The sequence below is a fragment of the Sphingobium sp. BS19 genome (genome assembly GCF_027925545.1).
In the GTDB taxonomy this organism is placed as follows: Bacteria; Pseudomonadota; Alphaproteobacteria; order Sphingomonadales; family Sphingomonadaceae; genus Sphingobium.
Window position 1 is genome coordinate 1 of the sequence record NZ_BSEF01000025.1, and the last position, 14,878, is coordinate 14,878.

At 52.4% G+C, this 14,878-nt stretch carries 16 protein-coding genes and 1 pseudogene; 7 read left to right on the forward strand and 10 right to left on the reverse strand.

What is annotated here, in order from left to right:
• Window positions 1–252: 252 nt before the first annotated feature.
• Window positions 253–714 (forward strand): site-specific integrase, encoded by a 462-nt coding sequence (locus QMG56_RS20210; RefSeq protein WP_281824436.1) that lies wholly within the window; start codon window positions 253–255, stop codon window positions 712–714.
• A gap of 328 nt (window positions 715–1,042) precedes the next feature.
• Here QMG56_RS20210 and QMG56_RS20215 read toward each other — a convergent pair whose 3' ends face one another.
• Window positions 1,043–1,906, reverse strand: a complete 864-nt coding sequence (locus QMG56_RS20215; protein WP_281824437.1) for a hypothetical protein — start codon at window positions 1,904–1,906, stop codon at window positions 1,043–1,045.
• Window positions 1,907–1,966: 60 nt separating this feature from the next.
• Between QMG56_RS20215 and QMG56_RS23535 the strand changes: the two genes are divergently transcribed.
• Complete coding sequence (locus QMG56_RS23535; protein WP_281824439.1) at window positions 1,967–2,209, forward strand: XrtV sorting system accessory protein; 243 nt, start codon at window positions 1,967–1,969, stop codon at window positions 2,207–2,209.
• On the opposite strand, the gene epsI is transcribed toward QMG56_RS23535, so the two are convergent.
• Both epsI and xrt read right to left on the reverse strand, forming a co-directional pair.
• Entirely contained in the window at window positions 2,183–2,968 is a 786-nt protein-coding gene (gene epsI, locus QMG56_RS20225) for an exosortase-associated protein EpsI, V-type (RefSeq protein ID WP_281824441.1), read from the reverse strand. The genes QMG56_RS23535 and epsI overlap by 27 nt on opposite strands.
• Window positions 2,919–3,728: an exosortase gene (xrt, locus tag QMG56_RS20230; protein WP_281824442.1), complete on the reverse strand. Its 810-nt coding sequence runs from the start codon at window positions 3,726–3,728 to the stop codon at window positions 2,919–2,921. The genes epsI and xrt overlap by 50 nt, the downstream gene beginning before the upstream one ends.
• A gap of 501 nt (window positions 3,729–4,229) precedes the next feature.
• On the opposite strand from xrt, the gene QMG56_RS20235 reads away from it, so the two are divergent.
• The 3 genes from QMG56_RS20235 to QMG56_RS20245 all read left to right on the forward strand — a co-directional run bounded on the left by QMG56_RS20235 (window position 4,230) and on the right by QMG56_RS20245 (window position 7,538).
• Complete coding sequence (locus tag QMG56_RS20235; protein WP_281824444.1) at window positions 4,230–4,919, forward strand: PEPxxWA-CTERM sorting domain-containing protein; 690 nt, start codon at window positions 4,230–4,232, stop codon at window positions 4,917–4,919.
• Between the two features lie 330 nt (window positions 4,920–5,249).
• The gene (locus QMG56_RS20240) at window positions 5,250–6,551 is read left to right on the forward strand and encodes a UDP-glucose/GDP-mannose dehydrogenase family protein (protein WP_230187630.1); all 1,302 of its coding nucleotides are present in this window, start codon (window positions 5,250–5,252) and stop codon (window positions 6,549–6,551) included.
• Window positions 6,552–6,554: 3 nt separating this feature from the next.
• Window positions 6,555–7,538 carry an SDR family NAD(P)-dependent oxidoreductase gene (locus QMG56_RS20245; RefSeq protein WP_281824447.1) on the forward strand — a complete coding sequence of 328 codons (984 nt, stop codon included), beginning with the start codon at window positions 6,555–6,557 and terminating at the stop codon, window positions 7,536–7,538.
• 100 nt (window positions 7,539–7,638) lie between these two features.
• On the opposite strand, the pseudogene QMG56_RS20250 reads toward QMG56_RS20245, so the two are convergent.
• A pseudogene (locus QMG56_RS20250) lies at window positions 7,639–8,773 on the reverse strand (integrase core domain-containing protein).
• 260 nt (window positions 8,774–9,033) lie between these two features.
• Between QMG56_RS20250 and QMG56_RS20255 the strand changes: the two are divergent.
• Window positions 9,034–9,216, forward strand: a complete 183-nt coding sequence (locus QMG56_RS20255) for a hypothetical protein (protein WP_281824448.1) — start codon at window positions 9,034–9,036, stop codon at window positions 9,214–9,216.
• Window positions 9,217–9,684: 468 nt separating this feature from the next.
• On the opposite strand, the gene QMG56_RS20260 is transcribed toward QMG56_RS20255, so the two are convergent.
• The 5 genes from QMG56_RS20260 to QMG56_RS20275 form a co-directional block, all read right to left on the reverse strand.
• Complete coding sequence (locus tag QMG56_RS20260; protein WP_281824450.1) at window positions 9,685–10,047, reverse strand: response regulator; 363 nt, start codon at window positions 10,045–10,047, stop codon at window positions 9,685–9,687.
• 20 nt (window positions 10,048–10,067) lie between these two features.
• On the reverse strand, window positions 10,068–10,439 hold the full coding sequence (locus QMG56_RS23540) for a response regulator (RefSeq protein ID WP_375713735.1): 372 nt from the start codon (window positions 10,437–10,439) through the stop codon (window positions 10,068–10,070).
• A 178-nt stretch (window positions 10,440–10,617) separates the two neighbouring features.
• Complete coding sequence (locus QMG56_RS20265) at window positions 10,618–10,905, reverse strand: DUF6771 family protein (protein ID WP_281824489.1); 288 nt, start codon at window positions 10,903–10,905, stop codon at window positions 10,618–10,620.
• A gap of 41 nt (window positions 10,906–10,946) precedes the next feature.
• Window positions 10,947–12,014 carry an IS110 family transposase gene (locus QMG56_RS20270; RefSeq protein WP_281824452.1) on the reverse strand — a complete coding sequence of 356 codons (1,068 nt, stop codon included), beginning with the start codon at window positions 12,012–12,014 and terminating at the stop codon, window positions 10,947–10,949.
• An 813-nt stretch (window positions 12,015–12,827) separates the two neighbouring features.
• The gene (locus QMG56_RS20275) at window positions 12,828–12,956 is read right to left on the reverse strand and encodes a hypothetical protein (protein WP_281824455.1); all 129 of its coding nucleotides are present in this window, start codon (window positions 12,954–12,956) and stop codon (window positions 12,828–12,830) included.
• Between the two features lie 350 nt (window positions 12,957–13,306).
• Here QMG56_RS20275 and QMG56_RS20280 point away from each other — a divergent pair, with 350 nt between their 5' ends.
• A complete protein-coding gene (locus QMG56_RS20280) occupies window positions 13,307–13,504 on the forward strand; it encodes an AlpA family transcriptional regulator (protein ID WP_281824456.1) in 198 nt (65 codons plus the stop codon).
• Here QMG56_RS20280 and QMG56_RS20285 read toward each other — a convergent pair.
• Window positions 13,489–14,775 (reverse strand): integrase arm-type DNA-binding domain-containing protein, encoded by a 1,287-nt coding sequence (locus tag QMG56_RS20285; RefSeq protein ID WP_281824457.1) that lies wholly within the window; start codon window positions 14,773–14,775, stop codon window positions 13,489–13,491. The two genes, QMG56_RS20280 and QMG56_RS20285, sit on opposite strands and share 16 nt — an antisense overlap.
• Window positions 14,776–14,878 lie beyond the last annotated feature (103 nt).

A 14,878-nucleotide genomic window follows, 5' to 3' on the forward strand; every position in this document is an offset into this window, starting at 1 on the left:
TTCGAGAAACGTCCGGTCCTCGCCACTCAATACGACCAAATCTGCCTGTCTACCCGCCACCATCAACGCTCCCACCTGTCTGACAAGAGCATATACAATGATGCTTACTTCAGTTCCAGATGACTAGGGCCCGGACGTATAATTGGTATTGAACTAACCCGCTGACGCACGAGCAGGGAGGGTATTGGCAGGAATGGCCTCCTGATGAGAAGGTTTGGTCGCTAGACCAACGCTTAACCTTGAGACCATCCCATGACAGATGCCAAGACAGCGGTAAGCCCGCTGCATCGTCGCACAATCGACGATATGGGACTACGCAACCTATCGAGCGCCACGCAGCGATCGTACATCCATGTGATCAAGCCGTTCAGTCGGTTCCACAAGCGATCCCCCGATCAGCTTGGCCTCGAGGACGTTCGTGCTTTCCAAGTCTACCTCGTATCGCAGGGCGTTTCCTGGGATGCCCCCAACCAAACGGTGTGTGCACTTCGCTTCTTCTACGACGTCAAGCTCGATCGTGCGGAGATTCCGGAAGGCATTGCCTACGCCCGTACGCCGCGCAAGCTGCATCGACGTCTTCCTGGCCTCTGTCGATGGCAGAATCATAATTGCCCCGCTGCGGCGGGAGGCTCGCACATGCAGTATACCAATACTAGCTGTGTCTGCTGCTTCCATCGGGAACAGCGCGAAAAGCTGCTATTCTGCCGGAGCTGACGGCTTCCACGCAAAGCCCGTCCCTATGTTGGCCATTGTTATTGACATCGTTGAGTTATCCGGAGTCAGACCCTCCGAACGCGGGACATGAGAAATAGCGCAGGTGAACTTGCAGTCTTTTTCCCTACCAAAGATTTTTGTCCACGAAACGGATCAATTCAGTTTTCTGCTCCAGATGAATAGGCTGTGGGTGCATGGGAATCGGCCACCCAAATTTGCACCCACAAGCCAATAAACGTTGGCAACTACCAGCTTGCTTCTAAGGCCTTCGTAATGATGGATCCGATAGCTTTTTTTGTATAAAGCTTTTAGTCCATAATTCGCACAGCTAGAATTTGGGTTTGACTGGCGCAGCGTAACCAGGCCCATATTCAATCTTGGCCGCCCCGCGTAGAGATTGAATTTGCTGCGCAATGCGTTTCGTCATTCGCTCTTCCTGAAGCGAATCTTTCGCAAGTTGAATGCTCTTTTCATTAGACAGCGGCGCATCTAGGGCCTGTGTTAACAGAACCGCTTGAGCATTTAGCCCTTCGATTAGCATAAGAGGCTCGCCTCCAGCCGTGGTCATGATTGCCTTATACAACTGCGGCGACATTGAAGCAGTATCGAGCTTACTTTGGGAAGGAGTGACCTTCACACCATTTGCCTCTAAAACCTGCTGCAATTCGGCCATGGTCTTCGCAACCTTAATCTTTTCCATAAGACTGGGATCACTCGGTGTCGCAAATTCTAACTTCTGAACATCAATGATCTTTCGCGCCTCAGCAAGCTGCGGGTTCTGACTGAGAAAATTATTTATGTCAGTGTCTGATACCGCTGAAATGCCTGTTTTGGCGTTCAACTCGAGAAATCGTCTAATTAACGCCAGATCCTTGATTTTATCGAGTTCAAGCTGGAGCCCAGGATCTTTTTCAAGCCCCTGTTCCCGCGCAGCCTGAGCAACAATTTTCCTAGCGACGATGGCATCAAGTGCCGCATTTAAGGCGGTTTGACGTTTGGTCTTATCACGTGTGTTAGCTGTATCCCCCGCCTCGGCGTTCAATTGGGCCTGCGTAATTGGTTCACCGTTAACAACCGCCACGGTTTGCCCCCCCGGCTTCGGGCTTCCACATCCGCTGACACTGCCAACCATTAGCAAAATACCAGCACATGATACGCTTATGTCGCGGGCATTTAGAAACTTTACTGACATTGATGGTCCCTATCTGGTAGTAGCGTTCGCGCTTAGGATTACGATAAGGCAAACAAAACGATGGAAACGGTTTTTGATTGGTTAACGGTCGCGATATTTGCTGGACTTGCCGTTTTGTTTCTCCAACGCTCCATGATGGACAAACCATCGGACAACATTCTGCAATACGTACCGGCTGCTATCGGATGTGCCTGTGCAAACTGGCTGGGCAATCACGGCTATACCATTGCAGCAGTTCTTCTGTGCGCCGGGGTCCTAGCGTACATTATATATATTTTAAAGCCGTTTACTATGCGTAGCTAAGTCCCCCAGGAGAAGGGCCCTCCCCGCGGTGCTGGTAGCCTGATATAAATCTGCGGCAAATTTCCGCAGCCTAATTTCTGCGACGTTAACATCGTGCTCAAGTACTGACATCCGGATCAGCGCACCATCTGGAATGAAGCCTTTCAAATTCTGCACGGCAAGAGTCCACCTCTCTTCGTCCCACGATATAGGAAAGGCTGAACCTAGACGGGTCCAATACAAGACTTGCTCTTCTCTAGGAGGATTGCTGGTTGATAGGAACCGTCCAGGAATATTTACGTATTTATCGATTGCAATAGAAATGTCCCGATCCATGTTGATCGTAAATCCCGAGCCCGGATAGCAGGCTTCGGGTCTATGGACCATAAGCAAGCCACTTTGATACCGCGCATACGCTATAAGTAGCATAACTTCGTTGCCGATTTGATCCCGGTACGTCAACGCCAACTGCTCGTCGTAAACAGATGCCGCCTTCAATTCATCTGCAGGCGGCATCACAAACCCGTCGTCGGCATGACTTTGCCATTCTCCAAAGGCGGAGGGTAGCACCGACTGTATGCTACCCTTTACTGCAATAACATGCTTGCGGGGTTGACCAATGAAACTTGCCCCGGCTGTGGCGAGAAGGGCGCTTCCGACGAGAAGCTCGCGTCGGCTCATCTTCGAGGCGCAACCTGCAAGCGCAATCTCAGTTATACTCGACCGCGCCTTAACCACGCCGAGCACCCCAATATCGATAAATGGGAAACAGGATGCCATCAAGAGTGATAAGCAATACAAGCGCCACCATAAAAAGAAGTACCCCGCCCAGATCGTGCGCCATGTCGAACGCTACCCCCTCACCTGATTGCTGGGTGACGATAATAAGCACGATCACCCTTATAAAGTTCGTCAATATCGCGACAGGAATCAATAACGCTAGCATCAATGCGGCATATCCAGGCTGGCTCCCGCGTCTCAAATAAATGTAGAACGAGCCTATTGCTGTGATTCCTATGATAGAGTTTACGCCTGAGCAGGCAGCAGCAACCTGCAACTGATACCCGTTAATCAGAATTACATTGGCTGTTCCTGCAATATTAGCACCAAGGGCTGCCATAAAATCAACCGCTGTTTCCGAGAGAAGTGCCTTAATCGGACGGGTTGCGACAAACACCCAGTTTTCCGGTGGCGAAAGGATAAATAACAAATAGGAAATCGGAAACCAAAAACGTGCAACGGTTCGCCAACCCAGGTGCATCGCTGCAACAGCAATACAAATGACAAAGGCGGCCAATCCCTCGAGCAAAAGGATAGTTGTAACACGGCCTATGTAATACAGTGGAGCGGCAGCAAGTAGAACGCAGAAGACTGCGATCAAATTGGCTGGCTTTCCGTTCTTGGCGAGATGTCTTTCGTGCCATATCAACCACAGTCCGGTGGCAAAGACGATTGGGCCGTGCGCGCCTGTTGTGCTTGACCAACCCAACTTCGCTTGGATTATAATCGTAGGCACGATAATCGCCAGCAGTCCTGTCACAAGGACCAACCATTCGAATTGCAGGAATTTCCGATAATGTTGGTACAGCCGGGGATTCTGATGATTGATAGAGTTAAACGTCACACGGTCCTGCTTTCTCGCTTCTCAACCAACTGCTTCCTAGATTCTTCGATGCAACACTCTACCGGCACCAAAGCGTGTATCATGAATTGAGCGAAGTGCGACAAAGAACATAGTTTCGTTACGTTTGTGAAACCGGCTCGACCGCAAGGCCTTTCGATTTCTATGCAGTCGCTGCGGTAGCGTGACTTAACCATTAAATCTCTAAAAGCGCTTTGTCCCATTTCGGGATTAACGAGAAAAATTTTGATAAGTGGCCAAAAAACCTATCAACGAGGAATTGTGCTGCACTGCAAACCAGTATATCAACACGGTGTACAAAAAATTAAAGGGGGGAACAGATTCGCTGCTCCCTCGCAAAAAAATGGTTCTTGTTGGGTTGCGCGCAAGAGCTTTTGCATTTTTCGAGGGAGTTTTCATATGAAGAAATATTTGGTTGGTTTGGTCGCGCCGATGCTCGCGTTGGGCTTGGCACCAAGCGCTCAGGCGGTTGTCACTCAGACGGTCATTGCCGGCACTTACCCCAGTGCTACACAGAAAGCTTATTTCTATGTGACTGAAGGTCAGCCTCAGGCACCGGTCAGCGACACTGTTGTTGCGAGCTTTGGCAATTCTTTCAGTGTTGCCGACACTTTCGATACGACCTTCGCATTTATCATCGATGCGATCGGTATCGGCAGCGGCGGTGTAAGCTTCAACTTCTCGAGCTTGGCTTCGGAATTGGAGTTCCTCAGCGTTACCGTTAAATCGGGCACGTTCCTTCAGACCTATCTTCCTAGCGGCAATACCAACTCTGCTGGTTCGCAGGCTGGGTTTATCAACAATACCTTCAATTCCGATGGCACGAAGAATGGCCAAGCTTTCAACGCTTCGGGCATTCCAATTGCTGCCGACAACTTGTCGGATCCCAGCTACATTCGTGTAGTTGCTCGTAAGATCACGGCAAACGGCGCCGGTGCGTACAATGGTTCGTTGACCTACAACCGTCTTACGACCGCAATTCCTGAAGCTTCGACCTGGGCAATGATGATCCTGGGAATGGGCGCTGTTGGCTTTGCAATGCGCCGTCGTCGTTCGACGGTTAATTCATTGCGTGTTGCCTACGCTTGATCTTCCAAGCAGGTTAGAGCTGTAGTTGGTTCTGCAGCTTTAGCCCGGCTCCCTTAGCTAAATGTATACGGCACGAAGGCTTGCTTTTGTGCCGTATATTTTTTGCCATGTCATTCCTGTCGAAATCAGAGATCTTGGCTTTGGCCGATGTAATTACATAAGCGAATTGCCTAAATACAACGTTGATATTCGCGCTACTTCAGGCGGATTGTGGGATCGGGTTTACTAATATCGGCCTAGTGATTTCTAGCATTCACATTACAGAATTAGAAAATGTAATTTGAAGGGTTAGATGCCTGTATTTGAGACATTCACGGAGCGAAGACTTTCATGCATATCACGATGATTGGTTCAGGCTATGTGGGCCTGGTATCGGGTGCTTGTTTTGCAGACTTCGGGCATGACGTCGTCTGCGTCGACAAGGATGAGAACAAGATTGCCGCTCTCCTCGCCGGTCGGATGCCGATCTTCGAACCGGGCCTGGACGAACTCGTGGCGCGCAATGTCGCCGCCGGACGCCTGCGCTTCACCACCGATCTGACGGACGGCGTGAAGGATGCAGACGCGGTATTCATCGCCGTGGGCACGCCGTCGCGTCGCGGTGACGGTCATGCCGACCTGTCCTATGTCTATGCCGCAGCCGAGGAAGTGGCGCACGCCATCAAGGGCTTCACGGTTATCGTCGACAAGTCCACTGTGCCCGTCGGCACCGGCGACGAAGTCGAGCGGATCATCCGCGAAGCCAATCCGGACGCCGACTTTGCTGTCGTCTCCAACCCCGAATTCCTGCGCGAAGGCGCAGCCATCGACGATTTCAAGCGGCCCGATCGTATCGTTATCGGCGGCGACAACCCACGCGGTCTGGAAGTCATGCGGCAAGTCTATCGCCCGCTATACCTCAACAAGTCGCCGCTCATCGAAATGAGCCGCCGTGGCGCCGAGCTGACCAAATATGCCGGCAACGCTTTCCTCGCGACGAAGATCACCTTCATCAACGAAATCGCCGATCTGTGCGAGAAGGTCGGCGCGGATGTGCAGGATGTCGCGCGCGGCATCGGCCTAGACAACCGCATCGGCTCCAAATTCCTCCACGCCGGCCCCGGCTATGGCGGTTCGTGCTTCCCGAAGGACACGCTGGCCCTCCTTAAGACCAGCCAGGATTATGACGCGCCCCAGCGGATCGTCGAAGCCGTGGTCGCCGTCAACGACAACCGCAAGCGCGCCATGGGCCGTAAGGTCATCGCGGCGATGGGCGGCGATGTGCGTGGCAAGACCGTCGCTCTGCTGGGCCTGACGTTCAAGCCGAACACTGACGATATGCGCGACAGCCCCGCCATCGCGATCACCCAGACGCTGGAAGACGCAGGCGCCATCGTCCGCGCCTATGATCCGGAAGGCATGGAATCGGCCAAGAGCTTGCTGCCCAAGGTCGTTTATTGCACCAGCGCTTATGACGCAGCGGACAAAGCCGACGCTATCGTAATCGCGACCGAATGGGACGCCTTCCGTGCGCTTGACCTCAACCGGATCAAAACGCTGCTGACCGAACCGATCATGGTCGATCTGCGCAATGTCTATCCGCGCGAAATGATCGAAGGTGCAGGCTTCGCCTATCATGGCGTCGGGCGGTAAATCATGAATGAACCTATTTTAGTAACTGGCGCTGCGGGCTTCATCGGCCATGCAACGGCTCACCGTCTTATTGAACGTGGCGAAACCGTAATTGGGATCGACAATGTAAATGATTATTACGATCCCTCGTTGAAAGAAGCACGGCTTTCTACGTTTAACGGAAGACGTGAATTCGTATTTCATCGCATGGACATATCGGATGTCGAAGCCGTAGCGCGAATCGTTCATGACAATAGCATCCGTCGCGTTGTTCACTTGGCCGCCCAAGCTGGCGTACGTTACAGCATTGACAACCCATTTGCGTATCAGAAGTCGAATTTGGCAGGCCACCTTGCCGTGCTGGAAGCCTGCCGACACGCGCACAACTTCGAGCATCTTGTTTACGCATCGTCGTCGTCAGTTTATGGAGACAAACCCATCGGCGGCGAGGGCTTTTCTGAAGATGAGCCCGCTAGCAATCCCGTATCTTTGTATGCAGCGACAAAGCGATCCTGCGAACTAATGAGCGAATCTTACGCAAAGTTATACGGCTTCCCTCAGACTGGGCTACGCTTCTTTACCGTCTATGGCCCCTGGGGGCGCCCCGACATGGCCTATTTCGGCTTTACCGACAAAATCATGCGCGGTGAGCCGATCGAGGTTTATGGTGAAGGCAAGATGGCTAGGGATTTCACTTATATTGACGACATCGTGGATGGAATCATAGGCGCTCTTGACCACCCACCAACCAAGGGCGACAATAGAATTTTGAATATCGGAGACAGCCACCCGGTTGGGCTGATGGACATGATAAGAACGTTGGAAGGTGCTCTGGGCTTAGAAGCAACAAAGACCTTACGCCCCATGCAGCCGGGTGATGTTACTGCAACCTATGCAGACATATCAAAACTGCAATCGTTGACAGGATATAAACCCCGCGTGATGCTGCAGGAGGGCCTCGAGCGGTTCGCACGTTGGTACAAGGAATATTATCGTATTCAAAAATAAGGCCATTCGGGCTCTTTTATCGATAACTTAATGGTCGATTATATCTGTTCCTTGCCTGTTTTTATGTCACATGGCCTTACAAGCCTAATCGCGTTTATCATTACTTTTTTCTATACCGATCTGATCTGCTCGCACCTATGGGACCGTTGGCTTCTTTGTGGTTTATAGTCACCGACGCCATATCCGGGCGGAGGTGTAGCGACGCGGAATCGTAGGCGGATATGTGGCGGCGAAGCCGTTTCCGGTACCGGTGGTCGATAGCCAAGGCTACTACGCGGGCGGACAGTGTTGAAGTGCTGCCGCCAGGCTTCGATCAGCACCTTTGCCTCGGCGAGGCTTTAGAAGTCTCGCCGTTTAGCAGTTCGTCTCGAAACGACCCATTGCAGCGTTCATTATAGCCGTTTTTCAATGGCGATCATGGCGCGATTTAGGGCGTCTTCAAGCCGATCTGGTCGAGCCACTTCTGATCGGCATTGGCAATACATTCTGCGCCTTTATCTGATCGCATATTTGCGGCTGGTCCGCGTGTGACGAACAGGTCAGCCAAGCACATCCTCATGTCTGAGCTGCCGTGCACGTTGCTCACCCGGCACTGCTCGCCTCGTCGATGATGGTCAGAATGCGGAACGTTCGAAAGTCATGGGGGCCTTCGACCAAGTCATAAGGCCAACATGCCATAGTCACTCAGGCCGTATGCCGATGCAGGATCCGTCATTGAGCCATAAGCTTCCATGTTTTGGCTGACATTGCGCTTGAGCCAGTCACGCCGCCAGATTCGCTCTACCCGTTTATGGATTACCGTCCAATCGGCATGACACAGCAATGCTGTCACCGGCGATCGTCGTAGAGACTACATTGCTTCGCCAGCGCGATGATATCCTGTGTGAGTGACTGTTCTTGATCCGGCAAACGCGGCACCGTGATCTGCGTTATCGATGCTGGCCCAGAACCCTGCATATCTGTCGTTCGGAAACTGAAAGCTCTCATCGCAGATTGTCGATGCAGCGCCGCCGCCGCGCGGTGCTAAGAAATTTCCCCGTGCAACTTCCTGCAAAATCAACTTGTTCAATGTAAGGTCGCACATCGCCCGGCGTAGCAGCTGGTTCTCCTTCTCCAGCCTCCTCATTCGTCGCACCCTATCTATCTTCAGACCGCCAAATTCGCTGCGCCAGCACAATCTCAACTTCACGCAGCAAGCCCGTAATCTTTTTCGGCTTGTACTGCTTAAATGGGATGCGAAGTCCCTTTCATGGCCTAGACTATCAAAGTCTATGGGCACTCAGCAGGCGGCAGATCTGTATGCCTCGCAACCGAAATTACCGTCCGGCCACTCCATAACGAACACATGCAACTTTTCGCAGTCGATCGGGCTTGGCCAATTTGACAGATATGGAACCGGAAGTTCGCATTATTCATCATATGAAGGGGCCGAAATCGCAGTTTAAATGAATGACCAGCCCATGCTCAGTTACAAAACCACCGTACAAAATGCACCATGCAAACTCCGATTCATACTGCAATTGATCTTGTCAGCCTTCATGGACGCCGTGCAAAGCAAGTCGTTGCAGATCACATTCTCGAAGCCGTACGAAACCATGATATCGCCACAGCTAAACAGTGGAGCGAGATTGGAACTGCTGTCGATTTGCGCCTAGAGCGCGCCGAGCGTCGTCGCTAGGCAATGATATCTCCTGCAAGCTGACGAAATTGCGGTGACGCTAATAAGGTAATATGTCGCCGTGAATGCCGGACAAACCGCCGGTCCACTTCTGACCGAATTAAGGGCTTGCGTAATCTGTGTTTACGCAAGCCTTTCGACCGTGACATCTTGATCGTTCTCTCCCAGCGGCGGCCTCGTGGTAAGACAATATTGCGTCGGCCTCCCTTAAAAAAGGCTAGAATTTGACCTTAACTCGCTAATCTGTGTTTGGCATGAGTACAGCCCTAGCATTTGAATAAACGTTGACCGGTCATCCTTAAACCACTTTACTGAAGCGCCCCCACTCAACAGATAACCTTCAGCGGCAACAGAAATTTCATAGCTTTGCCTCACAATTGGTTTTGTGTTTTCGACGCTTGTTTGCGTGAGTGGCAATGATGCCAGTCAGCCGATTGGGCTGACGCAATGACATCTGAATGGCACAGGCTATCGGTTTGTATCGGAAACTGATTGCATTGCGCTCAAGACAGCTGCCTTAAATTGGTCGATTGAGAATGGTTTGGTTACCGTAATGGCATAGGGGTCCAATTCAAGCACACGTTCTGGTTCTGCTGACGCGAACACGACGCGCACATTTTGTGTCTCCCTTATGACGGTCACTGCTCCAAAACCCGTACCCTCGACAAGCTTATCATCTGCAATAATTAAATCTGGTAATTTCCGCAAAGCAGCAGCTACCGCGTCATTATGGCAGTCAGCAAAGTCGAATGAGTCGAAACCCATTTCCTCCAAGCAATCCTCAACGAGTGCTGCCACAAGTTTATGGTCTTCGATGATCAGCGCGTGCAAGGTTCGGTTCGCTCCTTTTATTAAAGGTCAACCAAAGCCGTGTTTGGCGCAACCTTATGAATAAGAGTAGCAAGTTGCTGTAATGTGAATGGTTTAGGCAGAAAATTATGATCGGTTATATAAGGAGAATGCTGCGTCCCAGTATATCCCGAAATTACGATAACTCGAGCATCGGGTAGATCAAGTTTACACCGATGTGCGAGTTCGAATCCATCAATTCGACCAGGCATTATCACATCCGTAATTAACAAATCGAAATGGTTACTGGCATTTATCCAGTCCCACGCTTTGTCCCCAGATTCCTTAGCTATGACGTCCATGCCCAGCTCACGAAGTGACGAGACAATCATCGACCGAACCAATGGCTCGTCTTCTGCCAGAAGAACTATCAAACCCTCGCCTTTCGCACAATCATTGTATCAACGTGCACTTTGCGAGACCAAAGTCAACGATTGGGCGTGATTTTCTTTCGTATCGCCGCTGTTCCGGACTGGTGACGAATACCCTTGATTTTCGGCAGTTGCGGCGTGCGACTATCAACGGTGCCAAGCCGATGATTTCGCAATACCATCAACCTTTGAAGGTAGGGCCTCTTGCTTCGCGTACCGCAGCCGCAATCATGGCAGCCAGGCTTTCCTCAGCGCGCATACGCAGCTTTGGATCGGCTGAACACAGATCATGCCTGAGCCACTGCGGTGCATTGGCCAGAACAGCGGTAATAGCAGGGAGGTGATTGGGTTGGTCCATCACCAACGCATCAGCAGTGATTTTGCGCCCGGTCAAGCCAGGCTTTAGCCGACAACGAAAAGGTGTTCGTGGTGGCACCGCCCGCGGTGTGTCTATTTGCTGATCATTCATCAGCTTGGCATGGCGTTCACCGGCATGGTGCAGAACATTGCCTAACTCGGTGTATCGATTGCGTGTCTTAAAGTTGCGATTCGCTCTGAACAAACCAGATGCACTACCCGCCCCAGTTCCTCGATGTGGTCAGCAAGCCAGTCCAGTTCATCCTTCGTGATGCTGTAATGTTTGGAGTAGCGGGCTTTTACATATGCATCGCGCAGGTTGGTAACAAGGTGACTTCGTGTCATCGTGCTTCCTACCTTCGTGATACGCGAAGGCGCTGTCCGGTCTCCACTTTGATGAACAGCCGGTGTTAACCCCAGATATGCGGCGACATCGCAGCACCGCCGAAATCGGAATGGATCTTCTACTGCGGTGAAGAAAGACACCGCAGTAAGTGCGCTTACGCCCGGAATGGCGACAAAGCGCTGGCATATGGTGGAACGTAACGCAAATTTGGTTATTTCTTCACTGAATTTATTCTCCTCATCTCGTAGATTGAGTGCGATCTGCAGAAGCGGCGAAATATGGTCTGAGATATCTTCGCCAAGGTCGTCCTTGATCGCCGCTATCGCCGAAAGGACGTGCTTTTCAAGAGAAGCCGATGTCCGTATCCGCTTTGGAAATCCTTGGCCACGAATGTGAAGTGAGGAGAGGATCAACTGTTCTGTCGCGATACGTTGGCGGACCAGGTGATGGCGCGCCACAAGCTTCGCGCGCATCATCATGCATTCGTTGCTTTTCAGATGTACTTCGTTGAGAAACGTTCTGCCCAGTCTTGCCAGATGGGCCAGCCCGCGAGCATCGTTCATATCTGTTTTTATCCGCCGCATCGTCAGGAAACGATGAACCTGGAGTGTGCCGAACAGGACAACTTCAAAACCAAGCTCCCTGAGCCCTTTAGCTACACGGACGCTGGTACCGCACGCCTCCATGGCGATCACCTCCACTCCGGAAGGAAAATGGAAGTTCAGCAGTGCAGCAACCTCCTTACTGTTTGTGTCGACGTTCGACTGAAAATGGATTGTCCCTGCATCGTCAACAGCGCACAGCGCAGATGTTTTTTGGCCAGTATCCATGCCAATCCAGACCTTCAGAGGCAACGCAGCCGTGTTCGTAACCATGTCTTGCTCCTGTAGTCTGGCGGGGCAATCCCTCAATTTTACCAGAGTCCTAACGGCTCTAATGCTCCTCACGGATTTTGCCCTGCCAGACGCAAGTGATCGGTCTATTTTATAAACCAAAGTCGCCGCTGCTTCTTTGGCCCTTTGACCATCTTGCAACTCTACAACGCTTGAAGAGCGAGAGCCCCTAAACTGAACCCGCAATTAGGGACGAGTTGCCTCGGTCCCCATAGACAATAGCGGGCAACGGGGGCAACGTTTGCGCGGCAGGGCGTAGATCGTTATCGCGAGGCAATGGCCGGTCCTCCTTCTTTGAATACAATCATGACTTTGGCAATTTCCAACCGGCCCGCACGCTGTCGGCCAGATCGCTTCACCCAATGGGCAAGAATGCCGGTCTTCGGCATCCCGGGTACCTAATGAGCCTGCCGCCGCCCGGGGCACATGTTAAGTTATGCACGTGCATAATGACAGTCGTCGGCAACAACCGCTGTGGTTCCCGAAACGCATAAAGTTCGGCGAAAGCGCGCTGTACATGGACTCCGCCCTGTAAGACTATGCCTGTCAGTTCGTGGCGCTGGTTTTAGGACATTATCGGCAAATGCTATCCAGCATAGCGCGCCCAGTTCAACACCGTTCCGGAGCTTATGATCGGACGGCGCAGATCGCCTTGGCCGGGAAGTGTGCACCACGCTCCTGTTCGCCCCCTCGGCCCTATCCCTTCGATGTGCGGTGCAGGTTGGGCGCAGAAACCAGAATGGGCTCTGTCGATGCTCGACCCCTGGGTCCATCCAGGAGCCGTGCCAGCTCGTCTCAGGCGGTTTGCCCGATGATGCGGGACAAGGATATCACGGCTTGGAAGAGAACCTTCAATACGGTTTCGAGATCGACCTTCACGCTCAATCTAACCCTATCCGCGATTGGCTCGCCCAATACGCCCATAGCAGAATCTCCTTTCCTACATGAGAACATATGTGGAACATTCAGGTCAGAAAAGGAGTCGGCAATGGTAACTATCGATGGATCGTTTCTGCTCGGAACGGCAGCCGTCATACAAAGTCTAGGGGTTCTATTGCGGATCTGGCGGCAGGCCCGCGACGGGGCCCCTGTGCCCCAACTTGAAGTAACGGACTATGATCGCCAAAAAGCAAAACCCCAAATCGCATCGCCCTGCATGTGTGGCAGATTTACTATGACAATCGTACCAAAGGCATGAAAGCGGTCTTGTCGAAGCTCTCAATTCGGAGCACTATTGCTCTTGGCGGGCAGACCATCGTTGAGATCGGTTTGCTATGGTTGACCAAGACGACAGGTTCCTGAGGATTAGGGCGGTCATTGAAAAGACCGGCTGTCCCAAAGCGTCCATTTATCGAATGATCAAGGAAGGTACGTTTCCAAAACAGGAGCGGATCGGACGGCGCGCCGTAGGGTGGCGCGCCTCGAGAATTGCCCGTTGGATGGAGGCGCCTACCGCTTACCAGGATTTCTGAAACCATTCGAGGCCCTTGGCTTTCGCTCTTAGCGGACCGGCCATTGTTGGCAGTGTCAGAGGGGCCGCCGCTTCTGCGGCGTCCAGATACTGTGCCCACCACTCCATCATCTTGCGACGATGGCTAAGGTAGCGTGCCGCATTGTAGACGCCGCGCACCCCTCTTGGCATGTGCGCCAATTGCATCTCTATCCAATCGGGCATGAAAAGACCTGATTCATTGAGAACGGTGCTGGCCACCGCGCGAAAACCGTGAACCGTAGCTTTCCCGCGGAGTCCTGCCCGGTACATGATATCGAGCATGCGGTTCTCGCTGATCGTGTCCGATCGGGAGCCAGCTACCGGGAATAGATATTTGCCAAAGCGCTCGTTGCCCGCTGCGCCATAAACGTTAAGCTCCTTGATCTCGCGCAGAAGCTGGATCGCTTGCGGGGGCAAGGGAATGAGGTGCTCCGACCGCATCTTCATCCGTTCTGCGGGGATCCTCCAGACTGGGTCATCAGTGCCCAAACCTTCAAACTCGTCCCATTGTGCGAACCGCGTCTCCTGTGTTCTGACCATGGTAAGAATGGTCCACCGCAAGGCGAGATGGCTTAACCGCGATCCGCCATCCGCGTTGAGGCGTGCGAAGAATTCGGGCAAATCCTTTATCTCGACCTTTCCCCGATGCCGGGTGGGCGGTGCCTTGACCATCGCCGACGTCAGGTCGCGACACGGATCTGAATCGACCCTTCCGTCCGGGATACCGAAGCGAAAGATCTCACTGCAATGATTTTTGATCCGATGGGCCATATTGACCGACCCCCTTCCCTCGATGGATCGTAAGGCTTCGAGCACGGTTCGTGGGAGGATGGATCGGACGGGAAGCTGGCCAAGATAAGGGAAAAGATCGGATCGAATGCGCGTCTCGGTGATACGGGCATAGCGCGGCGTCCATGACGGCCTGCGCGCTTCAAGCCATTCAAGAGCGAGATCCTCAAACGTTATCTTGTCAGCTTTGGCCTGAAAGGCATCTTCCTTGCGCTTTTCGGCCGGATCGACACCAGTCTTAAGCAAGGCGCGCATCTCCTCGCACCACAGTCGCGCGCGGTGGAGACTGACGTCGGGATACTCTCCGCCATCGAGCGTCTTTTGCTTATGATTGAACCGATAGGCCAGGCGCCAACGCTTTCGTCCGCCAGGCAGGACCATAATATGCAAACCATGGGCATCCGATCTCTTGATCGGCTTTTCGACGGCGACAAGCGTTCGCAAAATTTCATCAGTCAGCATCGGGTTGAACACCTTGAATCCGTGTTCCGGATTCGAAGTTTGTCAACATAACCCACTTTTTTACCAACAAAACGCATGGAACGGCTCGACAAGAATGGATCCT

What these genes read in the sequence shown, in the direction of transcription:
- QMG56_RS20210 (WP_281824436.1), top strand. Translation starts at nt 253, where the DNA reads ATGACAGATGCCAAGACAGCGGTAAGCCCGCTGCATCGTCGCACAATC.
- QMG56_RS20215 (WP_281824437.1), bottom strand. Translation starts at nt 1,906, where the DNA reads ATGTCAGTAAAGTTTCTAAATGCCCGCGACATAAGCGTATCATGTGCT.
- QMG56_RS23535 (WP_281824439.1), top strand. Translation starts at nt 1,967, where the DNA reads ATGGAAACGGTTTTTGATTGGTTAACGGTCGCGATATTTGCTGGACTT.
- epsI (WP_281824441.1), bottom strand. Translation starts at nt 2,968, where the DNA reads ATGGCATCCTGTTTCCCATTTATCGATATTGGGGTGCTCGGCGTGGTT.
- QMG56_RS20235 (WP_281824444.1), top strand. Translation starts at nt 4,230, where the DNA reads ATGAAGAAATATTTGGTTGGTTTGGTCGCGCCGATGCTCGCGTTGGGC.
- QMG56_RS20240 (WP_230187630.1), top strand. Translation starts at nt 5,250, where the DNA reads ATGCATATCACGATGATTGGTTCAGGCTATGTGGGCCTGGTATCGGGT.
- QMG56_RS20245 (WP_281824447.1), top strand. Translation starts at nt 6,555, where the DNA reads ATGAATGAACCTATTTTAGTAACTGGCGCTGCGGGCTTCATCGGCCAT.
- QMG56_RS20255 (WP_281824448.1), top strand. Translation starts at nt 9,034, where the DNA reads ATGCAAACTCCGATTCATACTGCAATTGATCTTGTCAGCCTTCATGGA.
- QMG56_RS20265 (WP_281824489.1), bottom strand. Translation starts at nt 10,905, where the DNA reads ATGAATGATCAGCAAATAGACACACCGCGGGCGGTGCCACCACGAACA.
- QMG56_RS20270 (WP_281824452.1), bottom strand. Translation starts at nt 12,014, where the DNA reads ATGGTTACGAACACGGCTGCGTTGCCTCTGAAGGTCTGGATTGGCATG.
- QMG56_RS20275 (WP_281824455.1), bottom strand. Translation starts at nt 12,956, where the DNA reads ATGGGCGTATTGGGCGAGCCAATCGCGGATAGGGTTAGATTGAGCGTG.
- QMG56_RS20280 (WP_281824456.1), top strand. Translation starts at nt 13,307, where the DNA reads ATGGTTGACCAAGACGACAGGTTCCTGAGGATTAGGGCGGTCATTGAA.
- QMG56_RS20285 (WP_281824457.1), bottom strand. Translation starts at nt 14,775, where the DNA reads ATGCTGACTGATGAAATTTTGCGAACGCTTGTCGCCGTCGAAAAGCCG.